Annotated in this window: 22 protein-coding genes; 8 read left to right on the forward strand and 14 right to left on the reverse strand. The window is 55.5% G+C overall.

Translation table 11 applies throughout. The features are described from left to right. Positions 1 to 18 precede the first annotated feature (18 nt). From H8B15_RS04900 to H8B15_RS04910, 3 genes are read left to right on the forward strand one after another with little or no spacing between them, the layout of a single operon-like run. Entirely contained in the window at positions 19 to 936 is a 918-nt protein-coding gene (locus tag H8B15_RS04900; protein ID WP_187318553.1) for a glycosyltransferase, read from the forward strand. Positions 937 to 978: 42 nt separating this feature from the next. Then, positions 979 to 2,577 carry a glycosyltransferase gene (locus H8B15_RS04905; protein WP_187318554.1) on the forward strand — a complete coding sequence of 533 codons (1,599 nt, stop codon included), beginning with the start codon at positions 979 to 981 and terminating at the stop codon, positions 2,575 to 2,577. A 4-nt stretch (positions 2,578 to 2,581) separates the two neighbouring features. Next, positions 2,582 to 3,592 (forward strand): polysaccharide deacetylase family protein, encoded by a 1,011-nt coding sequence (locus tag H8B15_RS04910; RefSeq protein WP_187318555.1) that lies wholly within the window; start codon positions 2,582 to 2,584, stop codon positions 3,590 to 3,592. Between the two features lie 21 nt (positions 3,593 to 3,613). Here the strand turns inward: H8B15_RS04910 and sdaAA are convergent, their stop codons facing one another. Both sdaAA and msrB read right to left on the reverse strand, forming a co-directional pair. Continuing rightward, a complete protein-coding gene (sdaAA, locus tag H8B15_RS04915) occupies positions 3,614 to 4,519 on the reverse strand; it encodes an L-serine ammonia-lyase, iron-sulfur-dependent, subunit alpha (RefSeq protein WP_187318556.1) in 906 nt (301 codons plus the stop codon). A gap of 173 nt (positions 4,520 to 4,692) precedes the next feature. Continuing rightward, the gene (gene msrB, locus H8B15_RS04920) at positions 4,693 to 5,154 is read right to left on the reverse strand and encodes a peptide-methionine (R)-S-oxide reductase MsrB (RefSeq protein WP_187318557.1); all 462 of its coding nucleotides are present in this window, start codon (positions 5,152 to 5,154) and stop codon (positions 4,693 to 4,695) included. Positions 5,155 to 5,299: 145 nt separating this feature from the next. On the opposite strand from msrB, the gene H8B15_RS04925 reads away from it, so the two are divergent. After that, positions 5,300 to 6,829 (forward strand): NAD(P)H-hydrate dehydratase, encoded by a 1,530-nt coding sequence (locus H8B15_RS04925; protein ID WP_187318558.1) that lies wholly within the window; start codon positions 5,300 to 5,302, stop codon positions 6,827 to 6,829. A 188-nt stretch (positions 6,830 to 7,017) separates the two neighbouring features. Here H8B15_RS04925 and H8B15_RS04930 read toward each other — a convergent pair whose 3' ends face one another. The 3 genes from H8B15_RS04930 to pafA all read right to left on the reverse strand — a co-directional run bounded on the left by H8B15_RS04930 (position 7,018) and on the right by pafA (position 10,472). Beyond that, complete coding sequence (locus H8B15_RS04930) at positions 7,018 to 7,902, reverse strand: UbiA prenyltransferase family protein (protein WP_187318559.1); 885 nt, start codon at positions 7,900 to 7,902, stop codon at positions 7,018 to 7,020. 128 nt (positions 7,903 to 8,030) lie between these two features. Next, positions 8,031 to 8,603 (reverse strand): inorganic diphosphatase, encoded by a 573-nt coding sequence (locus tag H8B15_RS04935; protein WP_187318560.1) that lies wholly within the window; start codon positions 8,601 to 8,603, stop codon positions 8,031 to 8,033. Positions 8,604 to 8,762: 159 nt separating this feature from the next. After that, positions 8,763 to 10,472 (reverse strand): alkaline phosphatase PafA, encoded by a 1,710-nt coding sequence (gene pafA / locus H8B15_RS04940; protein ID WP_187318561.1) that lies wholly within the window; start codon positions 10,470 to 10,472, stop codon positions 8,763 to 8,765. 154 nt (positions 10,473 to 10,626) lie between these two features. On the opposite strand from pafA, the gene H8B15_RS04945 reads away from it, so the two are divergent. Beyond that, the gene (locus H8B15_RS04945; RefSeq protein WP_187318562.1) at positions 10,627 to 11,355 is read left to right on the forward strand and encodes an HAD family hydrolase; all 729 of its coding nucleotides are present in this window, start codon (positions 10,627 to 10,629) and stop codon (positions 11,353 to 11,355) included. Between the two features lie 107 nt (positions 11,356 to 11,462). On the opposite strand, the gene atpG is transcribed toward H8B15_RS04945, so the two are convergent. From atpG to H8B15_RS04985, 8 genes are all read right to left on the reverse strand, one after another. Then, positions 11,463 to 12,347: an ATP synthase F1 subunit gamma gene (gene atpG / locus H8B15_RS04950; protein WP_187318563.1), complete on the reverse strand. Its 885-nt coding sequence runs from the start codon at positions 12,345 to 12,347 to the stop codon at positions 11,463 to 11,465. 101 nt (positions 12,348 to 12,448) lie between these two features. Then, on the reverse strand, positions 12,449 to 14,032 hold the full coding sequence (gene atpA, locus H8B15_RS04955) for a F0F1 ATP synthase subunit alpha (RefSeq protein WP_187318564.1): 1,584 nt from the start codon (positions 14,030 to 14,032) through the stop codon (positions 12,449 to 12,451). A gap of 3 nt (positions 14,033 to 14,035) precedes the next feature. Next, positions 14,036 to 14,596 carry an ATP synthase F1 subunit delta gene (atpH, locus tag H8B15_RS04960; RefSeq protein WP_187318565.1) on the reverse strand — a complete coding sequence of 187 codons (561 nt, stop codon included), beginning with the start codon at positions 14,594 to 14,596 and terminating at the stop codon, positions 14,036 to 14,038. A gap of 87 nt (positions 14,597 to 14,683) precedes the next feature. After that, a complete protein-coding gene (locus tag H8B15_RS04965; RefSeq protein WP_187318566.1) occupies positions 14,684 to 15,178 on the reverse strand; it encodes a F0F1 ATP synthase subunit B in 495 nt (164 codons plus the stop codon). Between the two features lie 187 nt (positions 15,179 to 15,365). Then, a complete protein-coding gene (atpE, locus tag H8B15_RS04970) occupies positions 15,366 to 15,632 on the reverse strand; it encodes an ATP synthase F0 subunit C (protein ID WP_185282240.1) in 267 nt (88 codons plus the stop codon). Positions 15,633 to 15,686: 54 nt separating this feature from the next. After that, positions 15,687 to 16,742 carry a F0F1 ATP synthase subunit A gene (atpB, locus tag H8B15_RS04975; RefSeq protein WP_187318567.1) on the reverse strand — a complete coding sequence of 352 codons (1,056 nt, stop codon included), beginning with the start codon at positions 16,740 to 16,742 and terminating at the stop codon, positions 15,687 to 15,689. 33 nt (positions 16,743 to 16,775) lie between these two features. Next, positions 16,776 to 17,183: a hypothetical protein gene (locus H8B15_RS04980; RefSeq protein WP_187318568.1), complete on the reverse strand. Its 408-nt coding sequence runs from the start codon at positions 17,181 to 17,183 to the stop codon at positions 16,776 to 16,778. Positions 17,184 to 17,209: 26 nt separating this feature from the next. Next, positions 17,210 to 17,449 carry an AtpZ/AtpI family protein gene (locus H8B15_RS04985; protein ID WP_187318569.1) on the reverse strand — a complete coding sequence of 80 codons (240 nt, stop codon included), beginning with the start codon at positions 17,447 to 17,449 and terminating at the stop codon, positions 17,210 to 17,212. Positions 17,450 to 17,664: 215 nt separating this feature from the next. Between H8B15_RS04985 and porW the strand changes: the two genes are divergently transcribed. From porW to uvrC, 3 genes are all read left to right on the forward strand, one after another. After that, positions 17,665 to 20,646: a type IX secretion system periplasmic lipoprotein PorW/SprE gene (gene porW, locus H8B15_RS04990; protein ID WP_187318570.1), complete on the forward strand. Its 2,982-nt coding sequence runs from the start codon at positions 17,665 to 17,667 to the stop codon at positions 20,644 to 20,646. 131 nt (positions 20,647 to 20,777) lie between these two features. Continuing rightward, complete coding sequence (locus H8B15_RS04995) at positions 20,778 to 23,117, forward strand: penicillin-binding protein 1A (RefSeq protein ID WP_187318571.1); 2,340 nt, start codon at positions 20,778 to 20,780, stop codon at positions 23,115 to 23,117. A gap of 138 nt (positions 23,118 to 23,255) precedes the next feature. After that, positions 23,256 to 25,073: an excinuclease ABC subunit UvrC gene (gene uvrC, locus H8B15_RS05000; protein WP_187318572.1), complete on the forward strand. Its 1,818-nt coding sequence runs from the start codon at positions 23,256 to 23,258 to the stop codon at positions 25,071 to 25,073. 123 nt (positions 25,074 to 25,196) lie between these two features. Here uvrC and porN read toward each other — a convergent pair whose 3' ends face one another. Next, entirely contained in the window at positions 25,197 to 26,159 is a 963-nt protein-coding gene (gene porN / locus H8B15_RS05005; protein ID WP_187318573.1) for a type IX secretion system ring subunit PorN/GldN, read from the reverse strand. Between the last annotated feature and the right edge of the window lie 5 nt (positions 26,160 to 26,164).

Raw genomic sequence — 26,164 nt, forward strand, 5'->3', positions numbered from 1 at the left:
CCCTACCCTACCTATCTGGTGAATGAGTCTCTCCCCCCCGTTGCTTTGCCCGTAGTATCGGTGATTATTCCGTGCTACAACCAGGCGCACTTTCTGGGCAAGGCCCTGGCCAGCGTGCAGCAGCAAAGCTACCCCGCCGTCGAGATTGTGCTCGTCGACGACGGCTCCACCGACAACACGCGCGCCGTGGCCCTGGCCTACGAGCCGGCCCTGCGCTACGTCTACCAGGATAACCAGGGCCTGTCGGCGGCGCGCAACACGGGCATCCGCCACAGCACGGGCACGTACCTGGTCTTTCTCGACGCCGACGACTGGCTCTACCCCCAGGCCCTGGCTCTGAACGTGGCCCACCTGCAACGGCACCCCCACGCTGCCTTCGTCTCCGGCGCGTTTATGTGCGTGTTTACAGGCGAAAACATCATCAGCTTGGTAACGCGCACCATTGAGGCCGACCACTACCTGCACCTGCTGCGTGGCAACTACCTGGGTATGCCTGCTGTGGCGCTCTACCAACGCTGGGTGTTCGATGATTTTCTGTACGACACGGAATTGAACATTTGCAGCGACTACGACCTGTGCCTGCGCGTGGCGCGGCATCATCCTGTTCTGCATCATACCCAACCAGTGGCCGCCTACCGCCAGCACAACAGCAATATGTCGGGTAATATTATTCCCATGCTGAACGCTGTGCTGCAAACTCTTTATCAGCACAAGCCCCAGCTACGCACGCCGGCCGAGAAGCGCGCTTACCAGGACGGCATCCGGAATTGGAAAAAATACTACGCAACTGGCTTATATAACCGCCTACGTGACCGGCAACTGGCCTTATCAGTTCCTATTGCGCGGACGCTGCTGAAACATCACCCTTTCTCCTTACTGAAGTTTTTCGTCGCTACCCTCTACCGTCCCAAGTTGGCGCCTACCCCACTCAGTTAGCCTACCCATTTTTCCTGCACTCTTCGTCACTTTCCTGACCCTATGTCTGCTGCCCCGGCCTCCGTCGCTTTGCCCGTAGTATCGGTGATTATTCCGTGCTACAACCAAGCGCACTTTCTGGGCAAGGCCCTGGCCAGCGTGCAGCAGCAAAGCTACCCCGCCGTCGAGATTGTGCTCGTCGACGACGGCTCCACCGACAACACGCGCGCCGTGGCCCTGGCCTACGAGCCGGCCCTGCGCTACGTCTACCAGGATAACCAGGGCCTGTCGGCGGCGCGCAACACGGGCATCCGCCACAGCACGGGCACGTACCTGGTCTTTCTCGACGCCGACGACTGGCTCTACCCCCAGGCCCTGGCTCTGAACGTGGCCCACCTGCAACAGCACCCCCACGCCGCCTTCGTCTCCGGCGCATTCACCCGCGTCTTCGTCGACGAAAACCGTCTGCAATACGAGGCCAAGCCCATCGACGCGGACCACTATCTGCACCTGCTGCGCGGCAACTACATTGGTATGATTGCCGCGGTACTGTACCAGCGCTGGGCCTTTGAGGAGGTACTGTACGACCCTACCCTGCGGAACTGCGAGGACTACGATGTGTACCTGCGCGTGGCGCGTTGCCACCCCGTACTGCACCACACAGAATTTATTGCGGCCTACCGCCTACACACAACCAACATGTCGGGCAATATTCCGGCAATGTTGGAGGGCATCCTGAAAGTGCGCGCCACCCAAAAGCCCTTGCTTGCCTCCGCCCGGGAAAAGGCTGCATATGCCTACGGGGACAAGTTTTTGCGGAATTTCTACTGTCTAGAGCTATTAATCAAAGCAAATATTAAGAAGCAGCACCTCACAGCAACGGAAATAGTCACGCTCCGCCGGGGCAACAAAATATTCTACCTACGTTATTTAAAGCGCCACATGAAATCAACGCTACGCCAAAAAGCCAGTAAACTAAAGAACAAGCTTCTGGGCAGAAAAATCAATCCTGCCATTGGCGATATACAGTTCGGCGATTTTGACACGCTTACTCCGTTCAGCAATTCGTTTGCCTATGATCGGGGGGGGCCGGTGGACCGCTATTATATAGAGAACTTCCTGCAAAAGGAGTCGAAATATATTACCGGGCGTGTGCTGGAAATCGGCGACAACGAATACACCATGCGCTTCGGTAAGGGTCAGGTTACGAAAAGCGACATTCTGCATGTAGACGCTACCAACACGCTGGCTACGTTTATCGGTGACTTGTGCGACGCTCCCCAGCTACCGGATGCGGCGTTTGACTGCATTATCCTAACGCAGACGTTACAGCTTATTTATGACTGCCGCGCCGCGCTAGCTACGTGTGCGCGAATCCTGAAACCCAACGGCGTGTTGCTGCTGACTGTGCCCGGCATCACGCCCCTGGCCGACGTCACCTGGAATGAATTCTGGTACTGGTCCTTCACCAACAAAGCCGTTCGGCAGTTGCTGCACGACACGTTTCCTACGGCGGAGAAAGAAGTTACTTCCTACGGCAACGTCTTGGCGGCGGGGGCTTTCTTGTATGGGGTAGGCCTCCCGGAACTACCCAAAGACAAGCTGGACTATCACGACCCTAGCTACCAGCTGATTACGGCGGCCCGGGTAGTGAAGCGGTAGGCATATGGCACGATGGCACCGCTACAACCTGTTCCGCTTATTTCGCAAGCGAGCCGTCATTCTGATGTACCATCGGGTGGCTACCCCTACCCTAGACCCGTGGCAGCTCGCCGTATCACCCGCTGCTTTTGAGGAGCATTTGGACGTGTTGCGTACGCACGCGCACGTGCTACCACTCGCAGAGCTAGTTGACAAGATCAAAGAAAATAAGCTGGATAAAAACTACGTAGCCATCACGTTCGACGATGGCTACATCGATAATTACGAGACGGCCGCTCCTTTATTAGAAAAATTTGCGCTACCTGCTACCTTTTTTATCACCAACAAAAATATTGATACGCCTACTGAATTTTGGTGGGATGAATTGGCCAGCATTCTTCTGGAAAGCCCTACCCTACCGAAAGAAATTACGCTGCCCCGTACAGAAGATAGTTTTCACTTTGATCTAGGAAACGACGCCTTTCTCACAGCTGAAAAAAGCAAACAGTACCGTGCCTACATTGCCTGGGAGCCGTTTGATGCGCGTACGCAGCTTTATTCGAAGCTGTGGGAATACATCAGCCCGCTGCCAGACGTGCAACAGCGAAATGCTTTGGCAGCCATCCGGAAATGGGCTGGGGTAGGGCCACTATGCCGAGCAGCTTATCGAAGCGTGACGGCCAGCGAGTTAAAACTATTAAGCTCTAACCCATTATTTACCATTGGCGCGCATACGGCGTCGCACCCGGCCCTGGCACACCATTCGGCGCAATACCAGGAGCACGAGATTCGCAGCAACAAATTATTTCTAGAGCAGTTGGTAGGCGAACCAGTGAGCCTATTCGCCTACCCTTCCGGCAACCTTGATGCAACGATTCCCGCGCTTGTCCGGCAACTTGGCTTCTCGGCAGCTTTCACCACGAGAGGCGAAAACATCACGCCACGGTCAGCACTGGGCACGTTGGGGCGCTTTCAGGTGAATGAGCAGACGGGTGAGGAATTTCGCCGGGCATTGGCACACTGGTTTAATACCTGAGCAGGGTAGGAAAGCGAACAACTACCCTTCGTCCTCGTCCGGCAAAATCTGCACGTCCTGCACTAGCACCATGCGCTCTATCTCGCGGCCGCGGGTAGTGTTGGCCAGCCCGCCCAGGGCTGTTTCTTTGTAGCGCGTTTCCATGCTCTGCCCTACCTCACCTAGCGCCGCCACGCATTGGTCTACAGGAATTACGGGGTCGACGCCGGCAATGGCAATCTGGGCTGAGCTGAAAGCAATGGCCGCCGCCGAGGCATTGCGTACCACGCAGGGCACTTCTACCAGGCCCGCCACTGGGTCGCACACTAAACCCAACATGCACTGAATAGTGATGGCTACGGCTGCAAACACCTCCTCTACCGAGCCGCCCAGGCAGTACACAATGGCGCCAGAGCCCATGGCCGCCGCGCTACCCGTCTCGGCTTGGCAGCCGCCCACGGCCCCGGCCAGCGAGGCGTTCTGCTCGATGATGAGGGCAATGCCTGCTGCCACTAGCAGCCCTTCCAAAATCTTTCGGTCGTCTAGCTGGTGCTGCTCTTGCAATGTAACCAGCACGCCCGGCAAAATACCCGAAGCACCGGCTGTGGGCGCCGCCACTACCCTACCCATGCACGAGTTCACCTCCTTGGCGCCCAGCGCCCTGGTTACGAGCTGCTTGAACTCGGGCGAGAGCACCGTGACGGGCGAAGCGGCAATCTTGCGGGCGCCGTTGTTGACCATGCCCGAGCGCGATACCATGTTCTGCGTCAGGCCAGTTTGTACGGCGTCGCGCATCACGTCGTAGGCGCGTTGCAGGCCGGGCCAGATGTCCGCTTCGGCGCGGCCTTTTTGCTCTACCTCGTAGGCTAGTACGGGCTGGTAGAGGGCTTCGCCAGTGGCCTCGCAGTGCGCCTGCCAGCTGGCAAAATCAGTGAATAGGAGCGACATGCGGGGGGAATGACAAGTGATGAAATAGCGAGTGCCTGAAATTGAATGGACGGCGGCATTTTCTGACCGTCGCATACGCTGTAGCCTACAAAATTCAGCAGAATTTTCCACCAAAAACAGAGAGCAGCCGCTAAATCCGGCTGCTCTCTGGGATAGGGCAAGAAGCGTAGTGGCTACGCGGCGGTTTCCTTTGCTTCTACCAGTTTGATGGCGGCCGAGTTGATGCACAGGCGTAGGCCGCTGGGCGGGGGGCCATCGGGAAAAACGTGGCCCTGGTGGGCGTCGCACACGTTGCAGAGCACTTCTACACGCACCATGCCGTAGCTGGTGTCTTTCTTGTACTTGATAGCGCTTTCTTCTACGGGCTGCGTGAAGCTGGGCCAGCCAGTACCCGACTCAAACTTAGTACGCGAGTCGTAGAGCGGAGTGCCGCAACATACGCAGGCGTAAAGGCCGGCTTCGTGGGCCTCGCAATATTCGCCGGTGAAGGCACGCTCGGTACCATGCTCGCGGGTTACGTGGTACTGCTCGGGCGTAAGCTGCTCGCGCCATTCGGCATTGGTTTTCTCCACGCGGCGGGGCGGGGTAGGGCTGCCGTGGTTAGCCAGCCGGATAACGTCGTTCCAGGTTTGCATATAGTTGGTTTTGAAGTTCGGGACAGAATGTATAGGTGAAAACGCGGAAGGTAGGCGCTAAGTTTAGTTTCGATGCGCCACGGGGCGTTTTTATGCGTAGGATGCAGGATAGCCTTTCTGCTCTGCTTTCTTCCTCTTTCGTCTCATGAAAATTCTTAGCGCCGACCAAACCCACGCTGCCGACCAGGCTACCATCAAAACCGACCGTATTTCTTCCCTCGATCTGATGGAACGCGCGGCCACCGCGCTGGCCGACTGGTTGATGCGCCGACTCTCGCCCAGCGAAGCCGGCGAAACGCACATCCTGTGCGGCCCCGGCAACAACGGTGGCGACGGGCTGGCGCTGGCGCGACTCCTGCACTTGGCTGGCTACGCCGTGCGCGTCTGGCTTCTACCTACCGAGAAGCGCTCTGCCGACTGCCAGACCAACCTCGACCGGCTTCCCACCAACGTACCGCAGACCGAAATAGCCGCAGACGCCCTCCCTACCCTACCCGATGGCGCGCTGGTGGTAGATGCCCTGTTTGGTACCGGCCTCAGCCGGCCCCTGGAGGGCGTGGCCGCCGCGCTGGTTCGCCACCTCAACAAAGCCAAGGCGCGGGTACTGGCGGTGGATATTCCCTCCGGTCTGTTCACGGACGCGCCCCAACCCGCCGACAGAGTGGTGGTGCGCGCCTATCATACCGTTAGCTTCGAGCTGCCCAAACTGGCCTTCCTCCTACCCCACAACGCCGAGTATGTGGGCCAGTGGCATCTGGTCCCAATTGGTCTTGATGCAAAGTTTCTTGACAAGGCAAAAGTTGACCATCACTTCGTAGACGCCGATTTTGTGGCGGGCAAGCTGCCGCGCCGCGCTATGTTTTCGCATAAGGGGCTGTATGGCCACGCGTTGCTGCTGGCAGGCAGCAAGGGCAAGATTGGGGCCTGTGTGCTGGCTACGCGCGCCTGCCTGCGTAGCGGGGTAGGGCTGCTTACGGTGCGCACACCCCGCATCGGCTACGATATACTACAAACCACAGCGCCCGAAGCCATGGCGTTGGTTGATCCAAACCAGGAGTGCCTGACCGAGCTGCCCCCATTGAAATCGTACGATGCGGTAGGTATGGGACCGGGCATGGGGCAAGAAGATGCCACGAAGGCTGTGCTGGAACAACTGCTGCGCGAAGCTGGCGAGCAGGACATAGCATTGGTACTGGATGCCGATGCGCTGAATTTGCTGGGAGCAAACCGCGAACTGCTGGAGCTGTTACCTCCCGATACCGTACTCACGCCTCATCCCAAGGAATTTGAGCGCCTCACCGAGCCCGCCCGCGACGACTACCACCGCCTGGAATTGCTACGCAACTTTTGCCAAAAACACCGCTGCTACTGCGTGCTAAAGGGAGCTTACACTTGCCTAGGCACTCCCGATGGCACTTTATATTTCAACAGCACCGGCAGCCCTGGCATGGCCAGCGGCGGCTCCGGCGACGCCCTCACGGGTGTACTCACTGCCCTGCGCGCTCAAAGTAACCACCTCAGCCCGCTCGATGCCTGTTTGCTGGGTGTATATGCCCACGGCCGCGCTGGCACCCTCGCCGCCGAGGCATTGGGCCAAGCCGGCAGCCTCGCCCACGACCTCATCGAGAAACTAGGCTTAGCTTTTGAAGAGCTAACTGCATCGGAGGAGTGGTGAGTGGTGAGATGGTGAGTGGTGAGTGGTGAGTGTAGAGTACGGGTGTCATCCTGAGCTTGCGAAGGACCTTATGCCCGCAGAACGAGTCCTTGTTACGCTTGTTGTTCTGCCGTGATAAGGTCCTTCGCAAGCTCAGGATGACAGATAATTTTTAACTCACCATCTCACCACTCACCATCTCACCACTCTCACATCGCCCAGTATACCGCCAGGAAATACACAATCATCACCCCATCTGTGAGTAAGGCGAAGTAATAATCAGGGCGGGTTTCGTCGGCGTACCAGATGACGACGGCGGCCAGGGCGGCAGGAAGCAACAGCAGCAGCCCTTGGCGAATGTTAAGGTTGTGCGGCAGCAGCACGCACGATATCAGCAACGCCCCCAAAGCCACCCACTTGGTGGCGCGCACGCCAAATACGCCCGGAAAGGTGTAAGTACCCGTCAGGCGGTCTTTGGTGTAGTCGCGGATATCGAATACAAAGGCCAGCGCCAGAATCAGAAAGAAGCGACGGGCGAAGAGCAGTTGCAATTCGGGAGTGCTTAGGGGCACGCCCAGGTACAGTGCCGGCACCCACACCGTAACGGCGGCCCACACGTAGGCAATCAAGAATACCTTCAGCAGAGGTAAGTCGCGCAGAGCACGCCACCGCCCCCGCACCCGCACCAAGGGTAGGGAATACAGTACCGAAATCAAGGCCAGATGGCTCAGAAAGCCACTCAGGTGCAACCAGCCGTCGTACCAAAACAGGGCGCCGGCCCCTGCCAACGACACCAACGCCAGCCCAAATAGCTCGCGCCGATGTTGGCGCATCCACAGCTTGCGTTCCGAGAGCACCAGCTTCTGGCTGTATTTGTAAGGCAGTACGCTGTCGAGATTATATAGAAAGAGGGTGGCCGCGAAAATCAGCCCCGCCAACCGGGGTGGAATGTGCACCCGCCAAAACAGAAACGACGCCCACGTAAGCGCCACAGCTGCCAACGCTAGCCACGTACTGCTATAGAGCAGCGCATTGGTAGCGCGCTTCAGCATGGCAGGCCAGGTAGGCGCGTGGGTAGTGGAAGATTCGCGCATGCGGAGAAAACGTGGAGCTAACGGCAAGATACACCGCCTCGGCAGTGAGCAAGGTAGGGCCGTTGCGTATAACAAGAAACCCACCGGCGGGCCGGTGGGTTTTGTAGTTTCAGCGTAAGCAACGAAAGCTACGCGTTGGGCGACGCTTCGGCTACGGCACCTTCCTTATTGAAGGTAGTATTGTACAGCTCAATGCTTTCCTCGATGATGCGATAGGCCTGCTCGCGGCCCATGAAGCGCTCCACAGTTACGTGTTTGTGCTCCAGGGCTTTGTAGTCCTCAAAGAAGCGCTGCATTTCCAGCAGCGTGTGGGGCGGCAGGTCTTCCAGCTCGTTGAAGTGGTTCACGGAAATATCGTGAGCGGCTACGGCAATGATTTTGTCATCTTCCTCGTCGCCGTCAATCATCTGCATCACGCCAATTACTTTGGCTTCTACCACGCACATGGGTACCAGGTCTACGGAGCACAGCACCAGGATATCCAGTGGGTCTTTGTCGTCGCAGTACGTCTGCGGAATGAAGCCGTAAGCGGCGGGGTAGTGCACGGCCGAGAACAGCACACGGTCTAGCTTCAGCAGGCCGCTATCCTTGTCCAGTTCGTATTTTGCCTTAGAACCTTTCGGAATTTCGATAATGCCGTTTACCAGCTGCGGAGCGGTTTCGCCACGCGATACGTCGTGCCAGGGGTTAAATTTAGCCATTGAGGGTAAAGAGTCTTGTTGTAAGAGGTTGTTCGGTAAAAGGTACGCGAGTAGTGACAGACGTTTTCACAAGCGCTACGCTTGCGCGGGACTGGCCTTCCCAAGATAGCCTTATACGGCACCAAAACGAAAACCGACCACCACTATTTCTAAAATTCACTACCAGCTAAGCACTTCCCGCAGTGGCTGACCAGTGCAGCCATCGGGCTCCTGAATGTGGAGGAAACGCGCAATGGTAGGCGCAATATCGGGTACTACGGCCGCGGCCGACGATTTGCCGCGCCGCACATGCCAGCCCCAGAAAAGCAACGGCACGTGCGTATCGTAGGCCGAGGCTGAGCCGTGGGTAGTGCCTTTGCTAGGCTTGGGGTAGGACGACGACTCCAGCCAGCCAGGCTCCAGCACCACCAGCACGTCGCCGGAGCGCTTCGGGAAATAGCCGTTTTCTAGATACATCAACATGCCACTTTCCCAGTGCGACTTCTGCACATCATCGGCCGTGATAGCGCGCGTCACACCCGCAAACTGTAGCATAATGCTGGCCACCTCGTCCTGCATCAGGCGCAGGTCTAGCTTCTTCTGGGCAATGAGGGGGCGGTTGAGGTATACTTGCTGGTTTTCGTAGGTGAGTACCCAGTTGCCGGCGCCGTGTCGGCGCACCAACTCGTGCTGTACCGAGTCGCGCATAAACCGGGGACCTACCGAGCCGGCCGGCACGCGCTTGTCAATCAGGTACTCGGGCGAGTGCGCCGCGCCGTGGTCAGCCGTCAGAAATACCAGGGTATTACCCTTGCCTAGTGTTTTATCGAGGTAAGTGAGCAGGCGGGCAATGTCCTGATCCAGCCGCAAATAAGTATCCTCAGCCTCTATCGAGTTCGGCCCAAACTGGTGCCCTACGTAGTCGGTAGACGAAAAGCTGACCGGCATGAAGTCCGTAATGCCGCGCTGCCCTAGCTGCTCGGCGCGCACGGCTTCCATGGCTAGCTCAGCCACCAGCGTGTTGCCAAAGGGGGTAGAGCGCACCACGTCTAAGTTCGTAACGGGCACTGGCTCTCCTGCATCGCGCATTTTAGTGGCCACTGAGGCGTCGGGCAGGCCACTCAATTGGGGTAGGTTGTGCGGAAATACAGGCTTGGCTTCTCCTCTAAAAGCGCCTTCCCACGGCACGTCGTCCGGCGTGCTTTCGGTATACTGCTCAATGGGTAGGAGCGTCTGCCACGGTTTGCTCAGGTATTGTGCCGGCAACTTGCGGTCATTAAAAGCCTTTACCCACTCGGGTAGGCTATTCTGATAGAAGGTGCTGGAAATAAAACTTCCAGTCTTACCATCGTACCAATACGCCGCGTTGGCCGTGTGCCCACCGGGTAGTACAGAGCCGCGGTCTTTGATACACACGGCAATGGTTTTGTTGTGAAAGTTGGTCGCCAGCCGTAGCTCGTCGGTAATGGTCGTCGTCAGCATGTGGCGCGGCGACTGTTGCCCTACGGTACCTGTGCTACCCACTGCCTGCACAGTGTTATCTTCGGTTACGTAGGTATTCTTGCCAGCCTCGCGCTCGTACCAATCATTACCAACAATACCGTGCACAGAGGGCGTAGTGCCCGTGTAGATGCTAGCATGGCCTGGCCCAGTGTAGGTGGGCACATAGTTATAGTGCGTGTTTTCGTAGCTGAAGCCTTCGCCTAGCAAGCGCCGGAATCCGTCTTTACCGTACTTATCCCAATAGCGGTAGAGGTAGTCGTAGCGCATCTGGTCTACCACAATGCCCACTACCAGCTTCGGACGCTCTAGTTTTTGAGAAGATTTCTTTTGGGCTGCGGCTGGTAGCGCCAACGCGGCTGCCAGCAGCAAAGACAGACTTTTTTTCAAATCACAAAGCAAAATGCAGGTGCCGCAGCACCACGGTTTATGCGGGTAAAGATAGACCCTGCGCCGCAAAATGTTGCTTTGCCCAGTCAAAAGTGGACTGTTTGCGTAAGTCAATCCACATTATATTTTGGTTACCTCCTCCCTACCCGACCGTATGGCTACCGCTTCCGACTACGCACTCATCTTCGATATGGATGGCGTGCTGGTGAATAACACCGACATTCAGGCTCATGCTTTTCAGATGCTCTTCCGTGATTTGGGCCTGACAACCAATGCGCATCAACTACTTCAACGCTTGAACGGCATGCCCGCTGGCGCCATTCTTCGGTCGGTTTTCCGGCATGCCGTACCCGAGGAAGATATAGAGCGCTACACCAACCAGCGCGAATTTCTTTATCGCACGCTGTATTGGGACCACCGCCAAGAAGTGCGGGGTCTCACTCCGTTTTTGCAAGCGGCCCGCGCCATGGGATTTCGTATTGCGCTCGGTACAGGCTCCGGCAACGACACTATTGGCTACATCATCGACCACCTCGACCTGCGCCGTTATTTCGACGAGGTCATCACGAAAGACGACGTTGATCGGGGCAAACCCCACGGGGACACGTATTCTGTGGCCGCCGAGAAGATAGGCATACCTCCTGAGCGCTGTTTGGTATTTGAGGATGCCATTATGGGCGAACAAGCTGCTTACCGAGCAGGTATGCGTTGCCTCTGCCTCAGCACCAGCATCTCCGCCGATAAATTTCAGGCACCGCTCCGGGTTATTCAGGATTTCACGGAAATTACGCCTGCTGTTACATTGGAGTTGCTAGAGCAGAATACGCCTGTGCCTACCCCAAGCAAGGAGCTAGCCAGCCGGCAGTATGCCCAAGATGCGTAAGCTGTCGTTCCGCACTGCGTTCGGAACAACAGCCTCTTAGTGTTTAAAAAGAAAGAAGGCCTGTTTCCAGTATAGAAACAGGCCTTCTTTCTCCATTGCAAAGTTGCTTAACCAGCAGCCAGTGCCTCAGCACCACCCACGATTTCGAGAATCTCGGTGGTAATAGCCGCCTGGCGTGTCCGGTTGTAGGTCAGTTTCAACGATTTCAGCAGCTCACCAGCGTTGTCGGTGGCTTTGTCCATGGCCGTCATGCGGGCACCGTGCTCCGAAGCGTTGCTTTCCAATACGGCCTTATACAGCTGGATTTTCAACGACTGCGGAATCAGCGTCTGCACGATTTCCTCTTTCGATGGCTCGAACAGATAGTCCACGTTGGTAGTAGCCGTTTCCTCGGTAGCTTCGGCAGGTACCAGGGGTAGCAACTGCTCAGTGCGCACAATTTGTGTGGCCACGTTCCTGAACTCGTTGTACACCATCACCACTTGGTCGAAGTCGCCGTTGCGGAAACCGTCCATGGCTTGCTCGGCAGCCACCCGCACCGTGTCGAACGACAGTTGCGTGAACACGTGGCCGTAGCTGCCCAACGTGGGCAGGCGGCGACCAAAGTAATCCTGCGCCTTCCGGCCAATGGCCATCACGGTTACGTTGCCAGCAGCAGCCTGCGCGGCATACTGCTCACGCAACAACGCGTTTACACCTTTGAAGATGTTGCTGTTGAACGCGCCTGCCAAGCCACGGTCCGACGTAATGGCGATAACCAATATCCGACGCGCGTCGCGCTGCTCCGCGTATTCGCTCACCATCTCGCCGCCAGTCAGGCCCGTTAGGTTCGCCAGAATACCGTTGAGACGCTGCGCATAAGGGCGCATCCGCAAAATGTTATCCTGCGCCCGGCGCAGCTTGGCCGCAGCTACCATTTTCATGGCTTTGGTAATCTGCTGCGTGCTTTGCACCGATACGATGCGGTTGCGGACTTCTTTTAAGCTAGCCATTTTGTTAAAATAAGTTGTCAGTTGCTAGTTGTCGGTTGTCAGTTTGGATGAGCTTTCGCTTTGTCCTGACAACTGACAACCAACAACTGACAGCTAGATAATTACTTCGAAGCGTATACCGCCGACAAGTCGCGGGCTACCTGACGGATGGCGTTGGTTACGCTGTCGTCGAGTTTGCCGGCTTTCAGGGCTTGCAGCGCCTCGGGGTGGCGGGTGGTCATCACCTGCACGAACTCCTTCTCGAACTCACGCACCTTGTTCACGGGCACTTGGTCGAGCAGACCGTTGGTAGCAGCGTAAATAACGGCTACCTGATCTTCCACGCGCTGGGGCGAGAATTGCGGCTGCTTCAGGATTTCGAGGTTGCGGCGGCCACGCTCAATCGTGAGCTTGGTCGATGCGTCAAGGTCAGAACCGAACTTGGCGAAGGCTTCCAGCTCGCGGAACTGTGCCTGGTCCAGCTTCAGCGTACCAGCTACCTTCTTCATCGACTTGATCTGGGCGTTACCCCCTACCCGCGATACCGAGATACCTACGTTAATAGCCGGGCGTACACCCGAGTTGAACAGGTTGGTTTCGAGGAAGATCTGGCCGTCCGTAATCGAAATTACGTTGGTCGGGATGTAGGCCGAAACGTCACCTGCCTGCGTTTCGATGAGCGGCAGAGCCGTCAGCGAGCCACCACCCTTGGCGATGTGCTTGATGCTTTCGGGCAAGTCGTTCATGTCGCGGGCAATCACGTCGGAAGCGTTGATCTTCGCGGCGCGCTCCAGCAAGCGGCTGTGCAGGTAGAATACGTCACCGGGATAGGCTTCGCGTCCGGGAGGACGACGGAGCAACAGCGACACCTCACGGTAAGCCACAGCTTGCTTCGACAAGTCATCGTACACTACCAGCGCCGGACGACCCGTATCGCGGAAGAACTCGCCGATGGCAGCACCCGTGAAGGGAGCGTAGAACTGCATAGGAGCCGGGTCCGAAGCCGAAGCCGACACGACTACCGTGTAGTCCATGGCGCCACCGCGTTGCAGGGCGTTTACTACCTGCGCTACCGTAGAAGCTTTCTGACCCACGGCTACGTAGATGCAGAACACTGGCTCGCCGCGGTCGTAGAACTCGCGCTGGTTCAGGATGGTGTCAATCGCCACCGTAGACTTACCCGTCTGACGGTCGCCGATGATCAGCTCGCGCTGGCCACGACCAATCGGAATCATGGCGTCGATGGCCTTGATACCGGTTTGCAGCGGCTCGTTTACGGGCTGACGGTAGATAACACCGGGAGCCTTACGCTCCAGCGGCATCTCGTAGGTTTCGCCTGTGATAGGACCACGGCCGTCGATGGGCTGGCCCAGCGTGTTTACCACGCGGCCAATGATGCCCTCGCCTACCTGGATAGCGGCAATTTTATTGGTACGGCGCACCGTAGCACCTTCCCGGATATCGGAGTAGTCGCCGAGCATTACGGCACCTACGTTGTCCTCTTCCAGGTTCAGCACCAGGGCTTGCAGGCCATTTTCAAACTCAAGTAGCTCCCCCGACTGGGCTTTGCCCAGCCCGTAGATGCGGGCTACACCGTCGCCTACCTGCAAAACCGTTCCGACTTCTTCGAGTTCGGCTTCGGTCTTGAAGTTCGACAACTGCTCCCGCAGAATAGCGGATACTTCATCCGGACGTACTTCTGCCATGACTTATAGTTGGGATTGGTAGGGGTTCTTAGAAAATTCGGTCCGCAGCTTTTGCAGGCGGTAGCGCACGGAGTCATCGATGAGCTGGTCGCCTACCCGCAGCACGAAGCCGCCGATAAGGGCCGGGTCTACCTTTTCCGTTAGCTGCACCTCTTGCGAGCCGGTTTGCTGCTGCACCAGCGTATTCATGCGGGTGCGCAGTTCTGCTGTGAGCGGCGTGGCCGTGGTTACCTCGGCTACCTGCACACTCTTCAACACATTATATTGATGAATGAATTCCGGCCCAATGTATTCCAGAGCGCTTTCACGGTTTTTCTGGGTGATGATGGACAGAAACTTCATCGTCAAATCCGAGACTTTGCTTCCGAAAACAGCTTTCAGAATAGCCAGTTTCTTATCGTGGTTCACGACAGGGTTGCGGAGTAGCAGGCGCAGGTCGCGGCTTTCGTCCAGCGTTTGGCTGAACAGATCCATATCAGCCTTCACGGCCGCCAGATTGCCCTGCTCTTCTGCCAGATCCAGCAGCGACTTAGCGTATCGGGAAGCAACTCGTTGTTCAGACATTTTTTTTAGCTGATAGCTGATGGCTGATGGCTAGTAGCTCTTGTCGTGCTCGTAAAAGCCAACAGCTAACCGCCACTCGCGAACAGCTTAGTTAAGCTTTACTTCTTTCAGGTAAGAATCCACCAGTTGCTGCTGGGCGGGCGCGTCGGTTAGCTCGCGGCGCAGGATGCGCTCAGCTACGTCAATCGACAACTGAGCAGCAGTGTTTTTCACCTCGGCCAACGCCATGTTCTTTTCCTGTTGGATAGCTTCGCGGGCTTGCGTAATCATGCGGTTGCCTTCCTCAGTTGCCTTATTCTTGGCTTCCTCGATGTGCTGGGCAGCAACAGCCGAGGCTTCCTTCAGAATACGGTCGCGCTCCAATCGGGCTTCGGCCAACAGTTTTTCGTTGCTGGCTTTCAGCTGCTGCATTTCCAGCTTGGCCTGGTCGGCCATGCGCAATGCGTTTTCAATGGAGGTTTCGCGCTCCTTCAGCGAGCTGAGGATGGGGCGCCAGGCAAACTTGGCGAGCAAGAACAGCACGATGAGGAAAATCACCGTCTGCCAGAAAATCAGGCCTAATTCGGGGGTTACGAGATTCATGGGAGGGTCGTCAGTCAGCGATACATCGTACTGCGTAAGCAAAAAACAGGTAAGCAGGTGCAGTGAGAAAGAAGCGGCATCTTACGCAACGCCGCCTTCCTATAACTCCCTACCTGAAAGCTGAATCAGCCCGCTACGCCGTGCGCCGAAGCGAAGCGCAGCGGGCTGCTCCATCTACTGCTCTACCTTATTGGGGCGACAGGTTGAGGGAAATCAGCAGGCAAACTACCACGGCGAACAGGGCCAGACCTTCAATCAGGGCGGCTACGATCAGCATAGCAGTTTGGATTTTGCCCGAAGCCTCCGGCTGACGGCCGATGGCTTCCATTGCCTGACCACCAATACGGCCAATACCCAGACCAGCGCCCAGGGCTACCAGACCAGCACCGATACCGGCACCGAATACAGCCAGACCAACCGAATTGGCAACCTGCAACAACAAAGAGAGAAGCATAATAAAAGAGGTTTGTGGGGAGTGTGAAAACAAAAAAAGAGGGGTGGTGAAACCTTAGTGAGCGGCCGTGGGAGCAATATGGTCGCCCTCCATCTGGTAGTCCGCCTCATCGTGGTGATGCTCTTCTACCGCGCCGCCAATGTACATGGCCGTGAGCAGGGTGAAGATGTAAGCTTGCAGAATGGCTACCAGCAATTCCAGAATGTTAATAAACAGGCCAAAGGCCAACGAAGCAGGGCTGATAGCCAGGCTACGGAAGATGAAAATCAAGCTAATGAAGCTCAGCGTTACGATGTGGCCGGCCGTCATGTTGGCAAACAAACGAACCATCAGCGAGAACGGCTTCACCACAACACCAATCAGTTCCACTGGAATCATGATGATGAGCAGGGGCTTGGGTACGCCAGGAGTAGCAAAAATGTGCGCCCAGTAGTTCTTGTTGCTGCTGAACAAGGTGATGAGCAGCGTCATGGCGGCCAGTGTGAACGTCACGGCGATGTTGCCGGTGAGGTTGGCGGCGCCCGGCGTGAGGCCCAGCAAGTTGTTGAACCAGATGAAGAAGAACACCGTGAGCAGGTAGGGCATGTACTTCTCGTACTTCGGCCCAATGGACTTCTTGGCTACCTCATCCCGAATAAAGATGATGATGGGCTCGAAGAACGACTGCAACCCGCGGGGGGCCTGGCCGTGGCGCTTCTTGAAGCCATTGCCTACGCTGATAAAGAGAATTAGCATCAACACGCTGCTCAGCAATAGGGCGAAGGCATTCTTCGTTAGGGAGAAATCGTACACCTTGCCACCGTCTTCGGCTACCAGGTGCTCGTGCTCCAGTTTTAGACCGTTGTAGGTTTCGCCTTCAGCCAAATGCTTCGACGAAAACACCTCTACTCCTTTGCCGGGTTGGAAGGCAATGATGGGCAGGTAGGTGGTGAAATGGTCGTTGTCGGTGGAAAACCAGTGCCACTCGTGCGAGTCACCGATGTGGTGCAAAATCATCTCGCCTGGCTTGAACGCTTCCGAGTCCGAAGCCTCCGTCATGGTGTCGGCGGTGTGCTGCGCGAAGACGGGAAGCGAGAGAATGCAGAAGAGAGCTATAAATAAACGCTTCATTCAGAAAGGCTTAGTGATGGGTTCACAAAAACTTCATGTAATAGTTACACCCCGTTTTGAAAACGGGCGCAAGTTACTCAGAACAGTCCAGACTTCAAATCCGGCGAAGAGAAAATAGAGGATAAAAAAGGCGCCGAGGAAGGTCCAACGGGCGTCTCCTTCGCGTGCGCCGCCCCGGTAGAGGTACACAACTACTACGCCTAGCGACAACAGCAGGCGTAACACCATGGAGCCAAAATAGGCCGCCATGAAGTTATCGGGACTGATACGCACTAGCCGTAGGGTAATCCAGTACGTGATGATGGTAATCAGGATAAAGAATCCGAAGATATAACGTGCTAAAGGGTGTACAAGGGTAGCTCCATACTGCGTGTACAGAGCATATAGTACGGCGCCGATGAGCAGGGAGAAAATCAACAGTTGGCGAAAAAACTGTAGCATATATGTTTCTGTGTACGCGAAGAACGCTACTCGTCGTGGGTGACAGACCGAATCACTTGGTACATGGCGCCAATCACTCCTACGAGCACAAAGGCCACGGTCCACCACGGTTTTTTGGTACCTAGATAATCATCTAGCTTTATCCCAATGAATGTGAACACCCCAATAATACCCAGCATCTGAAAGCCTAGCCCTGAATATTTGGCCAATGCACGCAAGCGGTTGTTACTATCAAACTCTGGCTCGGAAGGGGTAGGAACGGCCATAAAAGAGGCATTGGGGGTGCGAAAGTATTGATTTTCGGCGTACTACCTTTCTTCTTACGAAAACTTCCGCCAGAGCGGCGGCCGTTTGGCCCGGAAAATCCCGTAATTTTACCGGTCTGACGGCGTTGTGTAGAAAGTCCGCGCAACATGGCCGAACAAATTGGCCGATGGCGTGCGTTTTAGCTGCTCCATATCGCGTCTACCTGCCTGTGCCTTTGATTACTCCGCTACCTTTCCGTCTGCTCTCTGCCCTGGCTGGCTGCTTGCTACTGGGCGTATTTCTTACGGCTTGTTCTTCCGAGAACCGCTCGTTGGTTGGTCATGCGTATGATAATGTAGTAGCCCGCGACAACGCGTATTTCTTGGCGCGGGAAAAGATGCGCGCCGTGGAAGCAGACCTATATAAAAGCCGCATAAACGACTACAACCATGTACTGTCGTTGTTTCCTACCCTCGACGAAGCCACAGCGACCCGCCTAGCGGCCGACCTCGACGACATTATCAAGAAAGCTTCGCTACCCATCCAGCACCGCCCCGGTAGCGACTGGACCGACGATGCCTATCTGCTGGTAGGCAAGGCGCGGTTTTATAAGATGGAGTACGAGGACGCGGTGAAAACCTTTCGCTTCATCAATACCACCAGCCCGGACATCAACACCCGCCACGCCGCGCTCATTTGGCTGATGCGCTCCTTTATGGCGATGAAGGAGTATGAAAGTGCCGCCGCGGTTTCGTCTATTTTGGAGCGGGAGGAAGGTACGCCGGTGAATGCTAAAGACTTGTTTCTGACCCGCGCCGAGTATTATCTGGCGATGAACGAGCCGCAACGGGCCATCGATAATTTGGAGCGGGCGGTGCCGCTGGTAGAGCCTAAAAACGAGCAGTCGCGCACGCGCTACATTCTGGCGCAACTGTATCAACAGGCCGGGGAAGACAAGAAAGCCTACGCCGAGCTGGATCAGATTCTGAAGCGCAACCCGCCCTACGAGTTGGATTTCTATTCCAAGCTACTGTTGGGTCAGGTGTCGAATCTGGATCAGGAAGACCGGACGCGTTTGAATAAATACTTCGCGAAGCTGCTCCGCAACCCGAATAATAAGGAGTACCGCGACAAGATTTACTACGAGATGGCGCGCCTGGAGTATCGCCAGCAGCGCTACCCCGAGGCCTTGGCACTTCTGCAACAATCGGCTAGGGTCGGTGGTAGTAACCGCGCGCAGAAAGGCTACACTCAACTGCTGGCCGGGCGTATTTATTACGATAACCTGCAGAAGTATCGCGCTGCGGCAGCCTATTATGATAGTGCTGTGCAGGCAATGCCTCGCGAGGTACCCGAGTATGCCGTAACGGCTGAGCGCAGTGATGTGCTGCAACAGTTTGCCCAGCAGATTACGATTGTGGAAACGCAGGATAGCCTGCAAACCCTAGCTAAGCTGGCACCGGCCGAGCTGGATACGCGCTTGAATGCCTACGCTCAGGCGGAGTTAGACACACGCCGCGAGGCGGAGATACGAGCTAAGAGAGCTGCTGAGGCACAAAACCGCCTGCAAACGGCTACTGGCGTGAGTGCAGCTCGCTCAGGCAACGTGGGCACCGACCCCGACTTGTTTGCCAGCACCAGCACTGGTGCCGCGTGGTATTTCGACAACCCTACCTCCATGGCCACGGCCCGCGCCGACTTCCTGCGGAAATGGGGCAACCGGCCGCTCCAAGATAATTGGCGCATCGTAACGCAGGCCAGCAACTCGCCCGTGAACGACCAAAACGGTGGGGCGCCCGTGACGGCCGTAGCCGCCGGTAGCGAAAATATCGTTAATGGCGCTCAGCTAGGCGCTACGCCCGAGGCGGCCCCTACCCCAGAAGCACAGCTGCAAACGCTGGTAGCGCAGTATCGCCAGAGCATTCCGCTTACTGAGCCGCAGTTGCAAACCTCGCAGCTGCAAGTGGAGGAAGCGTTGTTTGCGCTAGGGGCCATCTACCGTCTTCAATTGCAAGAGCCTGCCCGCGCCGTCGAAACTTACGAGCAATTACTAACGCGTTTTCCCGCTACCAAGCATGCACCCGAAGTATACTATAGTCTCTACTTATTATATAAAGATCAAAACAACCCGCGGGCCGAGGTGTATGCACAGAAGCTGCGGGGCCAATTCCCGAACTCGTCGTATGCCAAGCTGGTAGCCGATCCGGAGTACCTGCGGCGCGTTTCGGTAGCCAATGAGAAGATGGGCGTGCAGTTGGATTCGGCCTTCGCGCAGTATAAGCGGCAGAATTTCAAACAGGCCTCTGAAACGCTAGCGCAGGCCCGGAAACAATATCCCGATACTGACCTCAACGACCGGGCAGCTTACCTGGGTACGTTACTTACCATTCGGACCCAAACGCCCCCCACGGCGAAAGCAGCCGTCGAAAAATTCATCAAAGACTACCCTGAAAGCCCATTGGTAAGTGAGGCTACTACGTTGCAGGCATCTTACCAGAAATATGAAGCCGGGCAGCTACCGGGCGCACTGGCCAGCACACAAAAACCCATCGTATCTAATTTCCGACCAGGAGAAGTAGACACTCGCCCGCGCGCTTATTATCAAGCCCCCGTGCCCGCAACGCCAGTAGAGGTGTACCGCCCAGAGCGCCCGGCGGCCTCTCCATCGCGTGAAGGTGCGCCTACCCCGGGCGCTACTCCTACCTCACCGACGGGCACCGCTGCACCAACGCCTACGCCCTCGTCGTCGTCACCAGCGCCTGACCAAACGCCCCCTCCTGCTGCAACGTCTCCAGCTCCGGCTGGCGCTACCCCCGCATCTGCGGCAACAGAGCCTACCAAACCAACTACCCCCTACACCGTGGTGCCTACCTCGGCGCATACCGTAGCGTTGGTTTTTTCCTCAGATGCCACCCTGCTAGCAGAACTTCCCAAGCAGCTGGAAGCTTACAATGGTCGCTTCTATCGCGCTAAGAACCTAGCGGTGCAGACTGAGGCGCTCGGAGATACGCAAGTCTTGGTGGTCGTGAGCAGCCTCCCTACCCTCAAGGAAGCACAAAGCTACGCGCTCAAGTTGCGCGGACCACAGTCGCCGCTGAGCCGGTTGCGGGGCGCGGGCTACCAAACCGTTGTAATTAGCACGGAAAACTTACCGCTGCTACGCCAAACCAAGAACCTGGATGAGTACCAGCAATTCTACGACAACAATTTCCGCTAATTTTGAGTGAAGTCTTACAGAAAGCGCCCCGATAACCTACGGCTGTTTTCTGATTGTGAATCAACTGCTTAAGGCATTTTGTGATTTACTGTTTAGTTCTTCCCTATTAATTTTTAATTCCCAACTACCCCATGGCCTACCCTGCCACGAAGAATAAACCCTCCTCGCGCAAACCTCAGCGGAGTCACCGCTTCCGGGGCATCACTCGGACGCTGTGGGTGCTGTTTGGAGGCGGGCTGGCGTTGTTCGTTTTGTACGTCTGGGCTGTCAGTGTCAACTTCCTGAACCTGTTTGGGCGTATGCCTAATCTGAAAACGCTGGAAAATCCAAAAAGCGAGTTGGCCTCCGAAATTTATTCGGCTGATGGCGCGCTGATGGGCAAATACTTTCGTGAAAACCGCACGCCCGCCGAGTATAAAGACCTGCCCCAAAACCTGATTGATGCTCTGATTGCCACCGAAGACGTGCGCTTCGAGGCCCACTCGGGCATCGACCTGAAAGCCATGGGCCGGGTAGCAAGTGGCATTCTGACAGGTAGCAAAGGTGGCGGCGGCTCAACCCTCACGCAGCAGTTGGCCAAGCTCTTATTCCGTACTCGTGAGGATCTAAACGACGGCGCGCTGAATGATGTAAAGGGTTTGCGCGTGCTCATCGTGAAGACCAAAGAGTGGATTATGGCCGTGCGCCTGGAACGCAACTACACCAAGCGCGAAATACTGCGCATGTACCTCAACCAGGCTGAGTTTGGCTCGAATGCCTTCGGTATTAACGTAGCAGCCAAAACGTTCTTCAATAAGAAGCCCAAAGACCTGAAGCTGGAAGAATCGGCTTTATTGGCGGGCTTGGTGAACGGGCCCTCGTGGTTTAACCCCGTGCGTAACCCAGAGCGCTCCAAGCGCCGCCGCGATTGGGTGCTGGGCCAGATGCAGAAGTATGGCTATATCACGGAGCCCGAGTATTCGAAGGCCGTAGCCACCAACATCAAGCTCAACTACAGCGTCGAGAATCAGAACAAAGGCATTGCGCCATACTTCCGTACCGAACTAGGGAAGCTCCTACTGCAATGGGCCCGCGAAACCGACCACGACCTCTACGCCGACGGCCTGAAGATTTACACGACCATCGACTCGCGGATGCAGAAGTACGCTGAGCAAGCTGTGGCCGAGCACATGACGCAGCAGCAAAAGCTGTTTGACCGGGTGTGGAAGGGCCAGCAACCCTGGCGCGATGAGAACGGCCGCGTGATTCCCAACTTCCTGCAAACTGCCATCAAGCGCACGGGCCGCTACCGCTCGCTCAACAACCGCTTCGACGGCAACAAGGACTCCATCAATTACTACCTGCGCAAGAAGTACAAGATGACGGTCTTTACGTGGCAGGGTGAAAAGGAAGTGACGATGTCGCCGATGGACTCGCTGGCCTACTACAAGCGTTTCTTGCAAACCGGCTTTATGGCCATGAACCCGTTGAACGGACAGATCAGAGCGTGGGTAGGCGGCAACGATTTTCGCTACTTCAAATACGACCATGTGAAGCAGGGAATGCGCCAGCCGGGCTCTACCTTCAAACCCTTCGTGTATTTGGCAGCTATTGACCAAGGCTATTCGCCCTGCTACCAAGTGGCCGACGTGCCCGTAACGTTCCCTGCCGAGGCCGGTCGCCCTGCCTATACTCCCAAGAACTTTGAAGGCAAATATTCCGGCCAGATGTACACCATCCGGCAAGCGCTGGCGCGGTCGATGAACTCTATTACAGCCTTTTTGGTGCAGAAGGTAGGACCAAAAACGGTGGTAGAATACGCAAAACGTTTGGGTATTACTTCGCCCATTGAGGCAGTGCCGGCCGTGGGTTTCGGCTCCAGCGACGTGAGCGTATTTGAGTTGTGTGGCGCCTACGGCACGTTCGTCAACAAAGGCGTGTGGACGGCGCCCATGATGGTAACGCGCATCGAGGACAAAAACGGCAACACGCTGATTGAGTTTGTGCCGCAAACCCGCACGCCTATCAGCGAAGAAACAGCTTACCTAATGACCTACCTGCTGCAAGCCTCTACTACGGAGCGCGGCGGCACCAGTACCATCCTCAAAACCGGCTTCAAATTCCCATATGAAATGGGCGCTAAAACCGGTACTACCAGCAACTACTCCGACGGCTGGTTTATGGGCATCACGCCCGACCTAGTATGTGGCATGTGGGTAGGCGGCGAGGACCGCAGCATTCACTTCCGCTCCGGCCGCGACGGCCAGGGCGCCCGTATGGCCCTACCCCTCTACGGGTTGTTTATGAAGAAAGTGTACGCCGATAACAAGAATATCGGCATTAGCACCGGCCCCTTCCCCAAACCTACGAAGTCGCTGACCGTGGAAATTGATTGCAGCCGCTACTACGGCGCCGGCCAGCGCGATACCATCCCAGACGACCAGAAGCTCAACCAAGTGAAACTGGAGGATATCCGCAATCAGGATATTTAAGGCATCTTTTCATAAAAAAACAGCAAATGGCGGTGATAAACACTCGCCATTTGCTGTTTCTATAGGCCACAGTTTTTCCCGCATCTCCTGCTCCTACTGGTGCGTACGCAGTAGGACCTTTCCGACTCACTCTATCCTATGGCTGCCAGCGCCCACTTACAAGAACAGATTCGCCATTTGCCCCATCGTCCTGGTATTTACAAATACTTTGATGATGAAGGCATTATCTATGTTGGCAAGGCGGTGGATATCCGCAAGCGTGTAAGTAGCTACTTCACCAAGCAAGACCATAATAAAAAGACGCAGCAGTTGGTCAAGAACATCAAGCGCATCGAGTTCACGATTGTGGACAATGAGTCGGAGGCCTTTTTGTTGGAAAACAACCTGATCAAGCAGCACCAGCCTAAATACAACATCCTGCTCAAAGATGGCAAGACCTACCCCTACCTGCTGCTGACCAACGAGCGTTTCCCGCGCCTTATCCCAACCCGTAATAAAAAGCCCGGTGATGGCCGTTACTATGGCCCTTACGCCAACCTCACGGCCATGAACGTGATACTGGAGCTGATTAGAGCCTTGTATCCCTTGCGCACTTGCACATACAATCTATCACCGCAAAACATAGAAGCCGGTAAGTTTAAAGTATGTCTGGAATATCACTTGGGTAACTGCAAAGGACCATGTGAGGGCCTACAGGATGAGGAAACATACACTCAATACATTACCCAGATCCGAAATATTTTGAGCGGCAACCTAACGGTAGCACGTGCCTATTTCCGCGAGAAAATGACTTCCGCGGCACAGGAACAGCAGTATGAACTAGCGCATCAGTTCAAGCAGAAGCTGGATAAATTGGAGGAATTCCAGGCCAAATCGACGGTGGTAAATGCGTCGCTGTCAAACATTGATGTGTTCAGCATTGCGTCCAATGAGAAATCAGCGTTTATCAACTACCTAAAAGTGATGAACGGCTCCATTATTCTTACCCAATCATTGGAGGTAGTAAAAAAGCTAGACGAGTCGGATGCGGATATTCTGGCGCCGCTGCTGATGCAGATGCGCGAAGAATTTGAAAGTCAGTCAAGAGAAATTCTGACCAACATTCCCCTACCCGACCTACCTCTACCCGGCGTATCAGTGGCACAACCACAGATTGGCGATAAGCGCAAACTCTTGGAGCTAAGTCTCAAAAACGTGCTCTACCTCCGCAAGGAAAAAGAAAGCATGAATGATCGTTCAAAGGATTTGAACGAGGTACGCATCATGGAAACCATCAAGAAAGATCTGCGCCTCACAGAGCTGCCCAAGCACATCGAGTGTTTCGATAACTCCAACTTTCAAGGCGACAACCCAGTGGCTGCTATGGTGTGTTTCCGTAACGCGCGGCCTAGTAAGAAGGACTATCGCCACTACCACATCAAAACAGTGATTGGCCCTAACGACTTCGATTCAATGTATGAAGTCGTAACACGGCGCTACCGCCGCCTTGTGGATGAAGGCGCCAGCTTACCCCAATTGGTAATTGTGGACGGTGGCAAAGGCCAGCTCAGCATGGCTGTTAAAGCACTAAAGGATCTGAATCTATGGGGCCAAATGGCAGTCATTGGCATCGCCAAGCGCTTGGAGGAAATTTATGTTCCCAACGACCCGTTACCGCTCTATATCGACAAAAAGAGCGAATCCCTGCGTCTGTTTCAGAGGATGCGTGATGAAGTACACCGCTTCGGCATTACGTTCCACCGCAGTCGTCGCGACGCCGCTACCCTCAAAACAGAGCTTACCGACGTGAAGGGCCTCGGTCCAGTTACAGCCGATAAGTTGCTCTCCAAATTCAAATCTGTTAAAAAGATCAAGGAGCTTACTGAGTCAGAGTTAGTGGCGGAGGTAGGAAAAGCTAAAGCCAAAGTACTGCTGACTTACTTCGCCATGCAGGAAGCTAACGGCACATCGGAGTAACTCTTTGCTTTGACCGTTTAAACACAAAAAGCCTCAACCAATAAGTGGTTGAGGCTTTTTATTTAAAAAGAGAATCCTCTCTAGACCAGCAAAATTCGCTGAAATCTGAGCTAATCTACGGTCTTAGAAGCTCCATAGGTTGTACTCATACTCGATCAAATCAGCGGCGGCTTGTTGGGAAGCTAAAATACCTTGCTGCTGGCCACCGTAGATTTCGTCGAGGCGCGCGTTGTTTGGGTTCGACACTCGCACGATATACGAGTTGAATAACCACAATTCAAACGCATCTGCTAAGTTCTTATGCTGGGCGTCGTTCTGAGGATTAAACCAAATGGCGCTGGTTGGATTGTTACGGAATACCCGTACTAAATCACTGTATTTGAACGTGCCAATTGGTTTCTCAATCCCAGATGCGTTGGAGGGCAGCGTAGAAGGAACCACTAGCGTGATGGACTTGATGTCGTGATACATCCGCGACCGTTTCTTGTCGAAGATCATATCTTCCTTCAATTCCATCTGATACAGGTCCTTAGGACGATACTCGTAGCTAGGCGGTGCGGGCGGTGCCTTGGGAACAGCAGCTACCTTCTTAGTAGTAGCTCCCTTTTTACCTTTAGCAGTGCTTTTGGTAGTCTTTTTGGCCGGGGCTCCCCAACCGTCGCCACCACCGCTGCTGCTACCCCAACCATCGTCGCTACCACCACCCAAGTCAGCATCCGTAAAGCCAGCAGCCTTTTCAGCATCGGTCAGGCCCTGCGTTTCTTCTACGAAGGAAGCGTTAGCCTTCACTTCAGCAGGAGTCAGCGTCCGGGTTAGAGAGTCGTTTGCATAAGCTTGCAACTCCCCACGCTTCACAGCATCCAGAATAACGCGGCTAATTTCTTTACCCTCGGCAAACATCGGCTTGTTCTGCTTTTCCCGAAGGTCAACAGCACGCCAGATGGTTTTGCTGAACATGATATCCGAGTTCGGAATCGGACGGTACGAGCCATTGCTGCTCGCGGTAGTAGCTTGTTCCTGTGCCGAAGCTGCTACCGACAGCGTGAGGCCTGCTGCCAAAGCAGCCAAGGAGAGAATCTTGTTCATACCGT

The sequence above is a fragment of the Hymenobacter citatus genome, from assembly GCF_014333615.1.
GTDB classification, from domain to species: domain Bacteria; phylum Bacteroidota; class Bacteroidia; order Cytophagales; family Hymenobacteraceae; genus Hymenobacter; species Hymenobacter citatus.

Excerpts from the sequence above, each read along its gene's own strand:
- H8B15_RS04905 (WP_187318554.1), top strand. The coding sequence starts at position 979 with ATGTCTGCTGCCCCGGCCTCCGTCGCTTTGCCCGTAGTATCGGTGATT.
- H8B15_RS04910 (WP_187318555.1), top strand. The coding sequence starts at position 2,582 with ATGGCACGATGGCACCGCTACAACCTGTTCCGCTTATTTCGCAAGCGA.
- sdaAA (WP_187318556.1), bottom strand. The coding sequence starts at position 4,519 with ATGTCGCTCCTATTCACTGATTTTGCCAGCTGGCAGGCGCACTGCGAG.
- msrB (WP_187318557.1), bottom strand. The coding sequence starts at position 5,154 with ATGCAAACCTGGAACGACGTTATCCGGCTGGCTAACCACGGCAGCCCT.
- H8B15_RS04925 (WP_187318558.1), top strand. The coding sequence starts at position 5,300 with ATGAAAATTCTTAGCGCCGACCAAACCCACGCTGCCGACCAGGCTACC.
- H8B15_RS04930 (WP_187318559.1), bottom strand. The coding sequence starts at position 7,902 with ATGCGCGAATCTTCCACTACCCACGCGCCTACCTGGCCTGCCATGCTG.
- H8B15_RS04935 (WP_187318560.1), bottom strand. The coding sequence starts at position 8,603 with ATGGCTAAATTTAACCCCTGGCACGACGTATCGCGTGGCGAAACCGCT.
- H8B15_RS04945 (WP_187318562.1), top strand. The coding sequence starts at position 10,627 with ATGGCTACCGCTTCCGACTACGCACTCATCTTCGATATGGATGGCGTG.
- atpG (WP_187318563.1), bottom strand. The coding sequence starts at position 12,347 with ATGGCTAGCTTAAAAGAAGTCCGCAACCGCATCGTATCGGTGCAAAGC.
- atpA (WP_187318564.1), bottom strand. The coding sequence starts at position 14,032 with ATGGCAGAAGTACGTCCGGATGAAGTATCCGCTATTCTGCGGGAGCAG.
- atpH (WP_187318565.1), bottom strand. The coding sequence starts at position 14,596 with ATGTCTGAACAACGAGTTGCTTCCCGATACGCTAAGTCGCTGCTGGAT.
- H8B15_RS04965 (WP_187318566.1), bottom strand. The coding sequence starts at position 15,178 with ATGAATCTCGTAACCCCCGAATTAGGCCTGATTTTCTGGCAGACGGTG.
- atpE (WP_185282240.1), bottom strand. The coding sequence starts at position 15,632 with ATGCTTCTCTCTTTGTTGTTGCAGGTTGCCAATTCGGTTGGTCTGGCT.
- atpB (WP_187318567.1), bottom strand. The coding sequence starts at position 16,742 with ATGAAGCGTTTATTTATAGCTCTCTTCTGCATTCTCTCGCTTCCCGTC.
- H8B15_RS04980 (WP_187318568.1), bottom strand. The coding sequence starts at position 17,183 with ATGCTACAGTTTTTTCGCCAACTGTTGATTTTCTCCCTGCTCATCGGC.
- H8B15_RS04985 (WP_187318569.1), bottom strand. The coding sequence starts at position 17,449 with ATGGCCGTTCCTACCCCTTCCGAGCCAGAGTTTGATAGTAACAACCGC.
- H8B15_RS04995 (WP_187318571.1), top strand. The coding sequence starts at position 20,778 with ATGGCCTACCCTGCCACGAAGAATAAACCCTCCTCGCGCAAACCTCAG.
- uvrC (WP_187318572.1), top strand. The coding sequence starts at position 23,256 with ATGGCTGCCAGCGCCCACTTACAAGAACAGATTCGCCATTTGCCCCAT.
- porN (WP_187318573.1), bottom strand. The coding sequence starts at position 26,159 with ATGAACAAGATTCTCTCCTTGGCTGCTTTGGCAGCAGGCCTCACGCTG.